This window comes from Nitratireductor pacificus pht-3B (genome assembly GCF_000300335.1).
In the GTDB taxonomy this organism is placed as follows: domain Bacteria; phylum Pseudomonadota; class Alphaproteobacteria; order Rhizobiales; family Rhizobiaceae; genus Nitratireductor; species Nitratireductor pacificus.
Window position 1 is genome coordinate 1 of record NZ_AMRM01000009.1, and the last position, 15,273, is coordinate 15,273.

The 15,273-nt window shown below is 68.7% G+C and carries 10 protein-coding genes; all 10 read right to left on the reverse strand.

Annotated features, from left to right (window positions below; all coding sequences use genetic code 11):
* Positions 1-140 precede the first annotated feature (140 nt).
* A complete protein-coding gene (gene trxA, locus NA2_RS09435) occupies positions 141-464 on the reverse strand; it encodes a thioredoxin (RefSeq protein WP_008596445.1) in 324 nt (107 codons plus the stop codon).
* Between the two features lie 75 nt (positions 465-539).
* A complete protein-coding gene (addA, locus tag NA2_RS09440) occupies positions 540-4,064 on the reverse strand; it encodes a double-strand break repair helicase AddA (RefSeq protein WP_008596446.1) in 3,525 nt (1,174 codons plus the stop codon).
* Positions 4,061-7,186 carry a double-strand break repair protein AddB gene (gene addB / locus NA2_RS09445; protein WP_040677391.1) on the reverse strand — a complete coding sequence of 1,042 codons (3,126 nt, stop codon included), beginning with the start codon at positions 7,184-7,186 and terminating at the stop codon, positions 4,061-4,063. The genes addA and addB overlap by 4 nt, the downstream gene beginning before the upstream one ends.
* Positions 7,176-7,901, reverse strand: a complete 726-nt coding sequence (locus NA2_RS09450) for a nucleotidyltransferase family protein (protein ID WP_008596449.1) — start codon at positions 7,899-7,901, stop codon at positions 7,176-7,178. Before NA2_RS09450 ends, addB begins: the two co-directional genes overlap by 11 nt.
* Positions 7,902-7,909: 8 nt before the next feature.
* A complete protein-coding gene (locus tag NA2_RS09455) occupies positions 7,910-9,418 on the reverse strand; it encodes a bifunctional tRNA (adenosine(37)-N6)-threonylcarbamoyltransferase complex ATPase subunit type 1 TsaE/phosphotransferase (RefSeq protein ID WP_008596451.1) in 1,509 nt (502 codons plus the stop codon).
* A 9-nt stretch (positions 9,419-9,427) separates the two neighbouring features.
* Positions 9,428-11,950: a sensor histidine kinase gene (locus NA2_RS09460; protein ID WP_040677394.1), complete on the reverse strand. Its 2,523-nt coding sequence runs from the start codon at positions 11,948-11,950 to the stop codon at positions 9,428-9,430.
* Between the two features lie 203 nt (positions 11,951-12,153).
* Positions 12,154-13,554 carry an adenosylhomocysteinase gene (ahcY, locus tag NA2_RS09465; protein WP_008596453.1) on the reverse strand — a complete coding sequence of 467 codons (1,401 nt, stop codon included), beginning with the start codon at positions 13,552-13,554 and terminating at the stop codon, positions 12,154-12,156.
* A gap of 243 nt (positions 13,555-13,797) precedes the next feature.
* Complete coding sequence (locus NA2_RS09470; protein ID WP_008596455.1) at positions 13,798-14,118, reverse strand: HPr family phosphocarrier protein; 321 nt, start codon at positions 14,116-14,118, stop codon at positions 13,798-13,800.
* Positions 14,115-14,516: a PTS sugar transporter subunit IIA gene (locus NA2_RS09475; RefSeq protein WP_008596456.1), complete on the reverse strand. Its 402-nt coding sequence runs from the start codon at positions 14,514-14,516 to the stop codon at positions 14,115-14,117. Before NA2_RS09475 ends, NA2_RS09470 begins: the two co-directional genes overlap by 4 nt.
* Positions 14,517-14,810: 294 nt before the next feature.
* Positions 14,811-15,269, reverse strand: coding sequence for an HPr kinase/phosphorylase (locus tag NA2_RS09480; RefSeq protein WP_008596457.1), 459 nt, complete (start codon positions 15,267-15,269; stop codon positions 14,811-14,813).
* Positions 15,270-15,273 lie beyond the last annotated feature (4 nt).

A 15,273-nucleotide genomic window follows, 5' to 3' on the forward strand; every position in this document is an offset into this window, starting at 1 on the left:
TGGTGAGCTTGTCGAACCACGCAGGTGGTCACTGCAATGGGGCGTCAGGCCATTCCACCCGACTGCAGAAAGCCATACCCCAGCCAACAAAAAAACCCGGCGCGATGCCGGGTTTTTTGTATCAGTGAAAGTGTGCGGGATCAGGCGACGTTGCCGCTGATCCAGGCGGAAAGCGCGGTCTTCGGTGCGGCACCGACCTTGATGTCGGCCACTTCGCCGCCCTTGAACAGCATCAGCGTCGGGATCGAGCGGACGCCGTACTGCGCCGCGATCTCGGGATTCTCATCGATGTTCAGCTTGGCGATCTTGACCTTGCCGTTCAGCTCGGTGGCGATCTCGTCCAGCGCCGGGGCGATCATCTTGCAGGGGCCGCACCATTCGGCCCAGAAATCGACGACCACGGGCTCGGCTGCCTGCAGCACATCGGACTGGAAATTGCTCTTGTCCGTTTTCACGGTGGCCATCGGAAGTCTCCTTGTCGGCAAAAGAAGTCACACCACATGTGGGGGCGGCGCGAAGCTGCGTCAAGCTCCCTTGTGTCACGCGGAGCCGAGTCGGGCAAGCGCCTCGACCAGCCGCGCCGCAGGCACCGGCAGGAGCAGCGGCGCCTCGGTGAAGAGAAGCGCCGCATGGACGGTGTGTCCGGGGTAGAGCGGTTTCAAAAGCTCGGCATAGAGCGCGAGCTGGGCCACATAGGCCGGCGGCGCGCGGTCGAGCGTTTCGGGCGCGGGGCGGTTGGTCTTGTAATCGACGATCAGCACCGTGTCGCCGGTCACCGCCAGCCGGTCGATCTTGCCTGACACCGACCGGCGCGCCCCGGCGAGGTCCAGCTCGCCGGTGACCGCGACTTCCGCCCGCGAGCCCTCGGCGAAAAGGGGCTGGAACCGCGGATCGTCGAGAATGGCTTCGACGGACCGCCACGCGGCCTCGCGCTCCGCCGCGCTCCAGTCCGCGCCGGCGCGCGCCAGATAGCGCCGGGCGGCCTCTCCGCGCGTCTCCGCCGGGCAATCGGGCAGCATCTGCAGCAGGCGGTGGACGGCCAGGCCGCGCCGGATGGCGAAAGCCGGTGCGTCGGCGCCATCGAGCACCGGCGAGCGGGGCGAGGCGACCGGTTCGTGCTCCGCCTCGATCAGCGCGCCGGCGCGCGAGGGCGACAGGGGGCGCGGCAGGTTCACCTGCGCCGGCGGCGGCGCGAGCAGGGCAGGCGGCAGCACCGGCGTTTCGGCCGCCGCCGGGGCTGTCTCCGCCACCGGCTTGCGCGGCGGCGCGTCGCTGACCCTGTAGCGATAGACTGGGGCGCAGATTTCCGGACCGGCCAGTTCCTCGGCCTCCGCCGCGCCCGACAGGGCATCGCGCACGATGTTCTGCCAGGTCAGCGCCTGCGGCTCGCGCATGCCGTGATAGCCGCAGACGATCAGCCTGTCCTCGGCGCGCGTCATGCCGACATAGAGCAGGCGGCGGTATTCCTGCTCGGCCTTCTCGCGGGCCTCCCCCTCGAAGCCGGCGACGGCAGCATTGGCGACATCCTTGCCGGCGCGCCAGAGGAACCCCTTGCCCTGCCACCCCTTGCCGGCGGGCGAGAACGGCATCAGCTTCGGCAAATGCTGTGCCGAGAAGGGCGCGCTGCCGGGATCGACCAGAAACACCACCGGCGCCTCCAGCCCCTTGGCGGCGTGAACGGTCATGATGCGCAGCTCGTCGCGCGTCTGGTCCATCTCGCGCTTGATCTCGGGTGCCTGCCCATCGAGCGCCGACAGGAGCGCCTCCAGCCCGTGCAGGCCGGCGCGCTCGCCCGCCAGCGCGAAGGACAGGAACTCGTCGAGGATATCGTTGGCCTCATGGCCGAGCCGGGCGACGAACAGCCGCCGCGCGCCTTCCCGCCGGCGCGTGCCGGACAAGAGCCCCGCATAGAACTCGAAGGCCGGGCGGAACGCCGCCTCGTTCTGCCAGCCCTGCAGGGTCTCGACCATCTTCTCCAACGCCGGGTCTGTGAGCGCCTGGGCGCGCATGGCGTCGAACAGGGGGGTCGCGGCGCCGCGCTTCCAGGCGAGGCGGAACAGGCGTTCCTCGTCCATGCCGAAGAGCGGGCTTTTCAGCACGGCGGCCAGCGACAGATCGTCGTGCGGCTGGATCAGGAAGCGGCCGAGCGCGATCAGGTCCTGCACGGCGATGTGCGCCGTCAGCCGCAGGCGGTCGGCGCCGGCCACGTCGATATGGCGGTTTTTCAGGCTGCGCGACAGGGCGTGGACGAAGCGGTCGCGCTTGCGCACCAGAACCAGCACGTCTCCCGCCGTCAGGCGCTTGCCCGTGCCTTCGATGATCTCGCCGTCGCGGATCCAGCCCTCGACCGTCGCCGCGATGGTTTCCGCCAGCCGCACGGCGGGCGCCGAGGCGTGGTCGATCGCCTCGGTCCAGTCGTCCGGTTCCTCGACGATCTCGGGCGCGATCGGCGACCAGACCTCCACATAGCCGGGCTGTGCTGCGCGTACCGCCAGATGCTCGATGGGTTCGGGATCATGAGTCAGCCCCTGCGCCACGTCCGCCCTGGAAAACACCAGATCGGCGGCGCGCAGAACGTCCTCGGTGGAACGGAAGGAATAGCGCAGTTTCAGGCGTTCGAAGGGACGCTCGGCCGCGCGCACCTTTTTCTCGAAGGCGCGTCCGCTTTCGCCGAAGGCGGCAGGTTCCGCGCCCTGGAACGAGTAAATCGACTGCTTCTCGTCGCCGACGGCGAAGATGGTGCGCATGAGACCTTCGCGGGCACTTTCGCCGGCAAAGAACTCTTCCGCCAAAAGCCGCACGATCTGCCACTGCTCGGGGCTGGTGTCCTGCGCCTCGTCGATGAGGACATGGTCGATGCCCTTGTCCAGCTTGTACTGCACCCAGGGACCCGCATCGGCGCGCGCCAGCAGGCGGATGGTGCGCATGATCAGGTCGTTGAAATCGAGAAAGCCGCGCGCGCGCTTCAGCCGCTCATAGCGGGCGATCATGCCGTCGGCGATCGTCAGCGCGGCGCGCGTCGCCTCCAGCATGCGGAACAGCGCCAGCCGGTCCGCCGTGTCGCGGATGAGGCCAGCCGCCTCCGCATAGCGCTCGACGATGCCCGGCACGGCGTTGCGCAGGGCCGCCTTGAAGGTGCTTTCGCCATAGATGCCGCCATCGGCCTTGAGAAAACCCTTTCGCAGATGCTCCAGCCGCCGCAGCGGGTCGCGTTCCTCGAAGGCGAGCGTCGCTTCCGGCACGATGCTCTTCAGCACCGTCTTCGCATCCACGGCCTCGGCCTCGGCGACGAAGGCGCAGAAGGCGCCGGCATCGAAACCGGGAAGCGGCCAGACGGAGGATGCGATCGCCTCGGCGTCGTCGTCCGGCGCGAAGCCAAACGCCTCGAAAAGTGCTGCATAAGGCACCGGGTCGTTGCCGATCTCGTCGATGAAGGCGCGCAGGCCATCGCGGCGGGCGACGATCTCGGACAGGAGATCCTGCAGGCCGCTTTCGCCGCCGCGCTCCAGCACCGCAGCGAAGGCTTCCGCCAGGGAATCGCCATCGCCCATCGCCGCCGTCAGCAGGTCGCGCCGCGCCTCGGCCAGCAGCGCCTCCTCCATCTGCGAATCCAGCAGCTCGAAATGGCCGGCAATGTTCGCCTCCAGCGGAAACTGGTGCAGGATCGCCTCGCAGAAGGCGTGGATGGTCTGGATCTTCAGGCCGCCCGGCGTCTCCAGCGCGCGGGCGAACAGCCGGCGCGCGCGGGCCAGCATGGCGGCGTCGGGCGCACGTCTTTCCAGATCCGCGATGATCGCCGAAAGGTCGGCGTCGGGCATCAGGCTCCAGCCCGCCAGGTCGCGGAACACGCGGTTCGCCATGTTGGCGGCGGCGGCACGGGTGTAGGTCAGGCAGAGGATTTTTGACGGGTCCGCGCCCTGCAGCAGCAGGCGGATGACGCGCTGCGCCAGCACATGGGTCTTGCCGGAGCCGGCATTGGCAGACACCCAGGCGGAGTTGGCGGGATCGGCGGCCAGCGCCTGCGCCTTCAGCGTGTCCGGCGGGATGGTGAAGGCCTTCTTCATTCGCCGTCCCCGCCATCGCCCGCATCGCCGCCGGCCGACCATTCGAGCACGCGGGCCAGATGGTCGTAGTCGCCATCCACATCGCCCTCGCGGAAGGGGAGGACGCGCGACTTGTAGCCGGTTTCCGCGCGGTGATAGTGCGCCAGAAGGCTGGCCAGCCTGCCCCAGGCCTCCTCGGCCATGCCGGGAGCGGTCTTGTCGCTGTCCTTCATCTTGAGGATCGATTCCTGCAGCACCTCGCCATTGGCCCGGAGCCGGACATAGGCGAGTTCGGCGGGTTCGGCCGGGCCGATGACGGAGAACGCGCCACGCTGGAGAAGGGCCGCCTCGAGCGCCAGTTGCGGCGACAGCAGCGTGTGCGCCTGACGCCGCGAGGGCGACGCGCCGGTCTTGTAGTCGAGCACCTCGGCACCGCCGTCGTCGCGGATGTCGATGCGGTCCGCCCGGCCCGACAGGGTCAGCCCGAGGCCCGCGACCTCCGTCGCCTCGGCCGCGATCTCCGCATGACGCGCGGCGATGCCTTCGGCGCGGCTGCGCTCCCAGTCGACAACCGAGGCGGCGGTGCGCTCGAAACGCGGCCACCACACGGCTGCGACATCAGCCGGCAGGGCGATCTCCTCAAAGCGGCGGCGGCCGGCGGCGATCAGCCGGTCAAGCGCATCCGGCCCGGCCGGGTCGCCCTCCTCACGGATGAAATCCTGCAGGATGTCGTGGAACAGATTGCCCCGTTCGGCGGCGCCCGGATCGCGGATCAGCGGGTCGAGCGCCGACAGCTCCAGGACGCGCCGCGCATAGACCGCATAGGGGTCGCGGCGCAGCGTCTCCACCTCGGTGATGGAGAAGCGCACCGGTCGCGCCTCCACGGGCGGCGCGGGCTCGGGCCGGGGGGCGAAATCCTCGTCCGGCTTGTCGTCGAGCAGGCGCGCCCAGCCGATCAGCTCCCGGCCGCGCGCGCGCATCGCCCCGGCCTCATCCTCGCCGGCAAAGGCCATCAGACGCTGGAGCCAACGGGAGGCGACGGCCGGCGCGTCGCCGGCGCGGGCCGCGCGCGTCAGCACCACCTTCGGCGCGCCCATGGCCATCATGAAATCATGCGCCGCCTGGCCGATGCGCCGTTCCGGCGGTTCCAGTGAAAGCTCGGCCTTCATGAGCCGCGACATGAAACGGTCGGACGAGGGGATGTTCGGCCACGTGCCCTCGTTCATGCCGCCCAGCACGACCGTATCGACGCTCTGCAGCCGCGCCTCCAGCGCGCCCCAGATGGCGACCCGCCGGTCGGCGCCCATGGGCGGCTTGACTACTTCCGTCGCGATCAGCGCCGCGAACACGGAGGGCCACTCGGCCGCATCGAAGGGCAAGCCGGTCTGCGAGCCAACCAGGCCGCGCAGGAAAGCCGCCATCGCCTGGCCGCGCTCGCCGTCATACAGCGGAGCGAGGCTGCCATCCTCGGCGCGGCCCAGCGCCTCGAGCGATTCGACAGTCAGCCGAGCCATCTCCGGCAGGCTTGCGGAACGTGTCCCGCGCATGTCGCTTAGCCGGCTTATCGAATGCTCCAGCGCGGCCAGGACCGCGCGAGCCTCCGTCAAGGCCGCATCGTTGACGCGGGCAAACCAGAACGGCTTGCGCCGGGTTTCCCCCAGCGCCTCCCACCGGGTCTCGAACAGGGCCGAGAGGGTGCGGATGTCGGGCCGGCCGGTGCCGCCGCGCAGCGCCACCAGCTCGATGGTTTCGGCCGCTCGGCGCACCGTGGCGCGGCGCATGCCGAGCCGGAGCAGGGGATGCTTCAGGAGCGCCACCAGCCCGACCGGCTCGCCCGGCCGGAACACGGTTTCGAGCAGCAGGCGCGCCAGCGTTGCCGACGCCGTGTCGGCCAGCGGCGTGCCGCCCGAATCGTCTGCCTCGATGCCGAAACGGGCAAGCTCCACCGCGACGCGCCGGGCGAGACCGCGATCCGGCGTCACCAGCGCGGCCGTCGCGTCCGGCTCGGCGATGGCGAGCCGCAGCGCCACGGCGATGGACAGGGCTTCCTCCCGCTCATTGGCGGTTTCGACAAGCGTGACGTCGGCGAGGGCGCCATGCTCGGCAGCGCCGGCGGCCAGGGCGCGGTTCTCCATCCAGGCGTCGGTGGTTTCGGCGGGCCGCAGCGCCTCGCCGACCAGCGCGCGGCGCGCAGCGAGCATGGGTTCGGGCCGGCCGAGTTCGACCACGTCGTCGCGCGTGACGCCGATCGCCGCGAGCAGCTTCTTCAGGCCCGTCTGCGGGTGGCCGAAGGCCGAGGGGTGCTCGGCCGCGCCGATGGCCTCCCAGGCCCGCGCATCGATCTGCCGGTCCAGGCCCGGCAGAACGACGGCACCCCTGTCGAGGCCGGCAATGGTGGCGAGAAGGCGCGCCGTGGCGGGGATGGAACCGGTCGAGCCGGCAGCGATGACCGGACCGGCGAGGCCGCCCGCCTTCAGCCGCGCCGCCTCGGCGGCCAGCATCGCGTTGCGGTGCGCCGCCGGGTTGGAACGGTCGAGTTCCTGCAGGAGCTGCGGCCAGTGCGCCGTGACGATCCGCAGGAACTCCAGCGTGACCTGCCACCAGTGCGCCAGCGCATCGGGGGCCAGGCTGGCCAGTTTCGTCCAGTCGGCTTCCTCGGTCTCGATCTCGTCCATCAGCCCGGCCAGATCGCGCGCCAGCCAGATGGAGTCCGATGCGGAGGACGGCACGACCACGCCTTCCTCGAACAGGGCCGCCACATGGGCCGGCAGGCGCGCCTTCCACGCCTGAACCAGCGGCGCGAGCAGCAGGATGCGGTCGAGCGCGGCGATGGGCGGCGCATGATCCACCGCCGCCGCACCGTCCATGTCGAACAGCGCGGCTTCCTCGTCGAACTCGCCCAGGGGGCGGATCGACGGCAGGATCGCGGCGTGGCCGGCCAGTTGCTCCACGAACACGCCGCGCAGCGCGCGGGCGGCGCGGCGGGTCGGCAGGTAGATGGTCGCGTCGGCAAGCGCCAGCGGGTCGCCGGTACGATGAAACCCCGGTACCAGACGTCCGTCGAGAAGCGCCTCGGCCAGGGCCGGCAGAAAGGGCACGCCGGACGGTATGGAGAAGATTCGGGGCTGGGATTTAGCCGGCATCGCGTTTCTGCGCGCGCGCCGCGACGACCGCTTCCGCCGGCGCGATGGCGTCAGGCGTGCCGACGGTGATCCAGTCGCCGTCCATCTTCATGCCGAACAAGCGTCCGCCGGCGGCGGCGGCGTCGAAATAGCGGTTGAGCGACTGGGGCGCATCATCGGCTTCGGCGAAGATGCGGGGAGCGAGAAGGATCGCGCCGGCGTAGATCACGCCCGTCTCGCCCTTTTGCGCGCGGCGCAGCCGCCCGGCACCGTCCATGACGAAATCCACCGAACCCGTGTGGCCCGTCGCCTGATCGAAATCCGCAACCATGAGGAGAATATCCATGGCCGCGTCGTCCCAGGCAAGGGCCAGTTTCTCCAGATTGGGTTGCGGGCCGTCGAGCCAGAAGGTGTCGGCATTGAGGATGAAGAAGGGGGCGGCGCCCAGATGCGGCAGCGCCCTGATCACCCCCCCGGCCGAATCCAGCAATTGCGCGCGCTCGTCGGAAATGACGATGCCTGGCGCCGTGCGGCCGGCAAGATGCGTTTCCATCTGATCGGCCAGATGGTGGACATTGACCACCGCCGTGCCGACGCCGGCGCGCGCCAGCGTATCGAGCGCCCAGTCGATCAGCGTCCGGCCGGCCACCTTCACCAGCGGCTTGGGCAGCGTCTCGGTGATCGGCCGCATGCGCTTGCCGAGCCCCGCCGCCAGAACCATCGCCTTGTCGGGCATTCTCGCGCTCACACCTCGTCTCCCGTCAGGAACCCGGCCGCGCGGTAGAACGCCTTGAGCTCCGCCAGGACCGGGTGGCGCATGGCGCGGTTCAGGTAGGCGCGGATGCGCGGCAGATGGCGGATGTAGAACGGCTTGTGATCGCGCTGCTCGAGGCGGACGAAGATGCCGAGCAGCTTCGAGTTGCGCTGCGCCGCGCAGATCGCATAGGCCTCGTCGAAACCGGCGCGGTCGAACGGCCCCTGTTCGGCGCGGGCGGCGCAATAGGCCTCGACGACCTGCCGCTCCAGCGCCTCGGGCATGGTCACGCGGGCATCGAGCGCCAGCGACGCGACATCGTAGGCGGCCGGTCCCAGAAGTGCGTCCTGCAGGTCGATCAGCCCGAGCCGGTCGAACCCGTCGCGCTCGGCGCGCCAGATGATGTTCGGCGAATGGAAGTCGCGCAGGACGAGGTTCTTCTCGGCGCTTTCCAGCCGCTCGAACAGACGCTCCCAGCAGGCCATGTAGCCGGCGCGCTCCTCCCGGTCGGCGGGGCGGCCGGCCATGAACGGCATGTACCAGTCGGTCAGGAGGCTCACCTCGATGCCGAGCGCCTCGCGGTCATAGGGCGGCAGAACGTGGCGGACACCCCCGGCGACCGGCAGCTCGGCCGGCCAGTCGGCGCCATGGATGGCCGCCAGCAGGCGCGCCGCGGCCAGGTAGCGGTCGGCGATCGGCTCGCCCTCCGGCGACAGGAAGGCGGTGTCGCCCAGATCCTCGACCAGCAGCAGACCGGCGGGCAGGTCCTGCGCATAGATGTCGTAGGCCGAAAAGCCGCGCGCGCGCATGGCCCTCGCCATCGCCACCGAAGCGGAGACGGACTGCGCCAGATGCGCGACGTGGCTGTAGGGGCGGCCGCTGTCGAGCAGCGGCTCGTCGCGGCGCTCCGGCGCGTTCATCAGGATGCGCCGCTCGTCGCCCGCCGTGGTGATCGCTTCGTAGGCGCGCAGCGAAGCATCGCCAAGCAGGAACGCGCGATGTGCCCGCTGTTCTCCGGAGCGGTTAAGGAAGTCGCGGATGAGGAAGCTGCGCTCGATCCGGTGCATCGCCTCGTCCGGGCCGGTCATGACGGCGAGGCGGCCTTCGCCGCTGTCGTGCAGGTCGAGGCGGATGGCCCCGGCCAGCGCATCGCCCGCGCGCTCCGGCCATTCGACCAGCGCCACTCCGTCCTGCGCCGCCTCGGCCAGGCCCAGCTCCTCCAGCTCGTCGGCGGCGGCAAGCCGGTAGAGGTCGAAATGATGAACGGGAATGCGCGCGTCGTAGCTCTGCACCAGCGTGAAGGTGGGGCTCGGCACGTCGAGCGCCGGATCGCCGGCAAGGGCGCGGATGACGGCGCGGGCCAGCGTCGTCTTGCCGGCGCCGAGATCGCCCTTCAGCGCCAGCACGTCGCCGGGCCTGAGCGCGATGGCGATGTCCTCGCCGAAAAGCGCGCTGGCCTCTTCATCGGGCAGGAAACGCTCCAGGACGCGGGCGGTCATGCGGCGCGGCTACTCGGCGGCGGCGCGCGCCTGGGTCGGCGCGGAGGGGAAGCGGCAGGTCACCGTGGTGCCGCGCCCTTCGCCCGTTTCGATATCCACCGAGCCGCCATGCAGCTCGACGAAGCTCTTGACGATGGAAAGGCCGAGACCGGCGCCGCGCTTGCGGCCGCCGTTCACGCGCGGCTCGAAGCGCCTGAAGATCGTCTCGAGCACGTCCGGCGCCATGCCGGGGCCATCGTCATGGACGCGGAACTCCACCGCGTTGTCGCGCCAACGGACGGTCATCACGATGGTGCTGTTCTCGGGCGCGTAGTTTGCGGCGTTGGACAGCAGGTTGAACAGGACCTGGCGCACGCGGTTCTCGTCTGCGTGGAAGGTCAGCGCCGCATCGTCCATGTCGATCTCGAGATGGATGTCGTGCTCGCGCAGGCGCTCGGCGATCAGGCCGGCGGCGGTGCTGACCATGTCGCCGACGCGGACCTCTCCGATCTCCAGCTCCATGATGCCGGCATCGACCGTCGCCAGGTCGAGGATGTCGTTGACGACGGTCAGGAGCACCGAGGAGGACGAGCCGATATGGTCGAGATAGTCGCGCTGGCGCTGCGTCAGCGGCCCGGTGTCGGGCTGGGTCAGAAGTTCGGTGAAGCCGATGATGTTGGTCAGCGGCGAGCGCAGCTCGTAGGAGACATGCTGGACGAAATCGTTCTTCAGCTTGTCGGCCTTCTGCAGGGCGTCGTTCTTTTCCTTCAGCGCCCGCTCGACATTGACGCTGTCGGTCACGTCGACAAAGGTCATCATCACCTGGCCGTTCGGCAGGTGGATCGTCGCATGGCTGAGCACGGTGCCGTTGGCCAGCTCGACCTGACCGTGCTGGTTGCGGCGCTCGTCGTCGAAGCCGGTGACGGAGGCGACGAAGGCGGCCCAGGGACTGGATTTCGCCAGCGGGTCGCAAACGGCCCGGATGTCGGCGATGTGCGCGCCCGGCGCGATCAGCATTTCGGGCAGGTTCCACAGGGTCTGGAAGGCCGGATTGGACAGGCGCAGGCGGCCATCGGCGCCGAACACGGCGACGCCCTCGGCCAGATTGTCCAGCGTCTCGCCCTGGACGCGCATGGCCGCGTTGTAGCGGCTTTCCAGGTCGAGCTTCTCGGTCAGGTTCTCGAACACCCAGGTGACGCCGCCCCGGGGCTGCGGATTGGCGATGACGCGGATCGTCCGGCCATCGGGCAGGTGCCACCAGTGTTCCTGCGGCTTGACGCCGCGATAGGCCGACAGGAGCGCTTCCTTCCAGCGCCGCCATTCGGGCTGCTCGGCCAGCGTGCCGTCGCTGCGCAGCCGGTCGAGAAGGAGCGCGTTTTCCGGCGCGCTTTCCAGGAAGGGCGTGTCGAGATCCCACAGCTTCTGGAACGACTGGTTGAAGAAGCGCAGCTTCTGGCCCTCGTCGAAGATCGCCACCGCCGTGGTGAGCTGGTCGAGCGTCTCCGCATGGCTCTGCAGCGTGCTCTCGTGCTCGCGGCGGATCGCCTCGATCTCGCTGATGTCCGCCGCGATGCCGGCAGAGCCGCTGGTGCCTGCATAGTCGGTGACAGCGAAGACGCGGCGCTCGCCGCGCACCACCGCCGACAGGGACTGCTTGTAGACGTCGCTGGCCTCGCGATGCCGGTTCGTGATCTCCTCGCGCGCCGCGGTGGGCAGGAACTCGCGCCGCTCCGCCGTCACCGCCGCGCTGTCCGCGGCATCCACCGCGCCGGCAAACGCCTTGTTGACCCAGGAGAGCTGTCCGGCCTTGTCGCGCAGCCAGAACGGCATGTCGAGCGCATCGATCAGGCCGAAAATGTTCTCACGGTCGGCAAGCAGTGCCTGCTGATCGAGCTTCAGCCGCCCCAGTTCCTGCTGGCTGGCCGACAGCGAGACGAAGCGCAGCGCGGTGTGCTGGGCCGACTTGCGGCCCTGCGCCTCGAGCACCGTTCCCGTGCGGGTCTCGACGGCGAGGTCGAAGTTCTCGCCAGTCTCGCGCAGGGCTTCCACGGCGCGGTCGATCGCCGACGCCGAGCGCGGCATCAGCCATCGCCCGAACGCCAGGAAGGCCGAGCGCTCTTCCGGCGCGCCGCTGCCCACTGGCAGATCGCCGACAATGGCCGGGCGGTCGGCCGCGGCACTCCAGACAACGGTACGCTGGTCCTTCAGATTGAGTAGGGCTTCGGAGCGGCCGAGCGCCCCGCTCAATTCGGCGACGCGCGTGCGAAGCTCCCCGTTCTCCGCCGCGATGCGGGCGCGCTGGCGGATCAGCCAGATAGCCGAGACGAAGGCGGCGCCCATGATGCCGGCAAAGATGGAAAGCTGGATGACCTCGAGTGTCCCGACGGACAGGTTCGGAGCAAGCTGCGCGACGGCCTGCGCCGCCGCGGGAAACGGAGTTGCCGCGGTCGTCGCCAGCGCCCAGAGCCACGTCTTCCCCCGAAGGACGCCTGCTTTTCGCTGTCGGCCCAAAGGGCCAGTAGATCCGCCGTTCAGCGGGTCCAGCCCCGGCATGTCTCGTTCCTTCTCCGCCGCATGATCTGGCAAGACCGCCCCTTCATTTCACCAGGCAAACGGCCCGGAAGGTCAGCCGCCTCGCGAATCACTTCACTGTACAGTGTGGGCGAATCGCCGTGAAGAAGGGGCGCCGACAAAAATAATGCCGGGCCAAAAGTCAATGGCCCGGCATCAATATATTGTGGCTTGGTTAAGCTGGATCAGTATCTGTAGTGTTCTGGCTTGAAGGGGCCCTGCGGCGTGACGCCGATATAGTCGGCCTGCTCCTGCGAAAGCGCGGTCAGCCTGGCGCCCAGCTTGTCGAGGTGCAGGCGGGCGACCTTCTCGTCCAGATGCTTCGGCAGCACATAGACCTCGTTCTGGTACTTCACACCGCGCACGAACAGCTCGATCTGCGCCAGCACCTGGTTGGTGAAGGAGGCCGACATGACGAAGCTCGGATGACCGGTGGCGTTGCCGAGGTTGAGGAGGCGGCCTTCGGACAGGAGAAGCATGCGCTTGCTGTCCGGGAAGGTGATCATGTCCACCTGCGGCTTGACGTTGGTCCATTTCAGGTTGCGCAGCGCCGCAACCTGGATCTCGTTGTCGAAATGGCCGATGTTGCCGACGATCACCATGTCCTTCATCTTGCGCATGTGATCGAGGGTGATGACGTCCTTGTTGCCGGTCGTCGTGATGACGATGTCGGCGGTGGGTGCCGCCTCGTCGAGCGTGACGACCTCGAAGCCGTCCATCGCCGCCTGAAGGGCGCAGATCGGATCGACCTCGGTGACCTTCACCCGGGCGCCGGCGCCGGCCAGCGACTGGGCCGAGCCCTTGCCGACATCGCCGTAGCCGCAGACGACAGCAACCTTGCCGGCCATCATCACGTCGGTCGCCCGGCGGATGCCGTCGACCAGCGATTCCTTGCAGCCGTACTTGTTGTCGAACTTCGACTTGGTGACGGAATCGTTGACGTTGATCGCGGGGAAGGGCAGCAGGCCCTTCTTCTGGAGCTGGTAGAGGCGGTTGACGCCCGTGGTCGTCTCCTCGGTGACGCCCTTGATGGCTTCCTTCTGGCGGGTGAAGAAGCCCGGCGTCGCAGCCATGCGCTTCTTGATCTGCGCGAAGAGGATCTCCTCTTCCTCGCTGCCCGGTTTCGAGAGGACGTCCTCGCCGGCTTCGGCGCGCGCGCCGATGATGATGTACATCGTGGCGTCGCTGCCATCGTCGAGGATCATGTTGGACGGCTGGCCGTCGGCCCACTGGAAGATCTGGTCCGTGTAGGCCCAGTACTCCTCAAGCGTTTCGCCCTTGATGGCGAAGACCGGCGTCCCGCCGGCGGCGATCGCGGCGGCAGCGTGGTCCTGGGTCGAGAAGATGTTGCAGGAGGCCCAGCGCACCTCGGCGCCGAGCGCCTTCAGGGTCTCGATCAGGACGGCGGTCTGGATCGTCATGTGCAGGGAGCCGGAGATGCGCGCACCCTTCAACGGCTTGTCGGCACCGAACTCCTCGCGGCAGGCCATCAGGCCCGGCATCTCGGTTTCGGCGATCTCGATCTCCTTGCGGCCCCAGTCGGCCAATGCGATGTCGGCGACCACATAGTCCTTGTCAGCGCTCATCAGCGTAAACTCCGATTTCATGATAATGGCGGGCTTCCGGCGAACGCACGGGCCCGAATGCTGCGCCCTGCCTACCAGATCGCAACCCATGCGACAATCCATATAAAGAAATCTTTATTCGTGCATGTCTCTACGGCGCCTCGCGTCCTTCCGGACGCATAGAGGACGACCCAAATCGCTGATGGAGCATCGGAGTGACCGAAAACCGGCTTCCCCTTTTCGATCCGCTGCCCTGGCGCGCGCTCAGACCTCTTCGCCGAAGCGCGCGGCGATCAGCGCGCCCAGCGCATCGAGCACTGCCTCGGCCTGCGGCCCCTCGGCCCGGACAAGAATGCTGCAGCCGGGGCTGGCGGCCAGCATCATCAGGCCCATGATGGAGGTGCCTCCGACGGTGATGCCGTCCTTCTCGACCGCGACGTCCGCATCGTGCGCATCGACGGTCTGCACGAACTTTGCCGAGGCACGGGCATGCAGGCCGCGCTGGTTGACGATGGTGAAGCTCCGGCTGACCACCCTGGCGGCGTTCGGCTTTGCGTTCTGCTTCTCGGTGGAAACGCCGCTCATTTGCCGGACAGCACCTGGCTGGCGACGTTGATGTACTTGCGGCCGGCGGCCTGCGCCTCCTCGAGGGCCTGCGCCATGTCGTCGGTGACGCGGGCGGAGGAGAGCTTGATCAGCATCGGCAGGTTCATGCCGGCGATCACCTCGACGCGGCCGGCGTCCATCACCGAGATGGCGAGGTTGGAGGGCGTGCCGCCGAACATGTCGGTCAGGATGATGACGCCGGCGCCCGTATCGGCGCGCGCGACCGCATCGACGATGTCGCGGCGGCGCTGCTCCATGTCGTCCTCTGCGCCGATGGAGACGGTCTCCATGTTTTCCTGATGGCCCACCACATGTTCAACGGCGTGGCGGAATTCCTCGGCCAGCTGGCCGTGCGTGACCATGACAAGCCCGATCATCGGCGCGTCATCCGGCCGACGTCGCTGCTATGCGAAACTGTGCTCGAGGCTGTCACACTGTCACTCCATCCGAATGGCATCCGCGGCAGGACCGCGTATCCGGTTACCCGTTGTTCAAGCGCGGTTCCCGTCATCAGCCCCCTTGCGGGTTCCGTGACGGCCGCGCCCGGGACAGCGATCCGGTTCACACAACACACGGATGCCGCCCACGACTGCCTCACGACAAGAGCGCTATCTTGTCAACGCACAAGCCGTTGACAAGCCCAAAACTGCGGCGATTCGCCTAAATTGTGTTCAGCGGGTGACGTGTTTGCCGTCGAACGGGGGCAAACCGAGACAGGCGGCGACGGCCTGCACCGCACCGCGCGCCGACCGCGCCGGCAGGTCCAGGCACGGCAGGACGACCCCTTCGCAGGCGATCGTCCGCTGATCGTGAACGCGTGGCGCGTGACCGGGATCGACCAGCCGAATCACCAGGTCGATCACCGCCGCGGGAACGTGTTCGATGGAGGCGGGTCCGAAACCGCGTGCCTCGGCCAGCCCGCCGATGGTCCCCGGCGCACGGGCAACCAGCCTGCCGTTATGGGCGGCGAGGAAAACCTGGTCGTCGGACACGAGGCGCGCGAACAGGCCGGCGGCCGAGAAGGCGGCGATCAGCTCCAGAGCCAGCATCGTCTTGCCGGCGCCCGACGCGCCCTCGATGACGATGCCGCTGTCGGCAAGGACAAGCGCCGTCGCGTGGCGATTGCGCATCCGC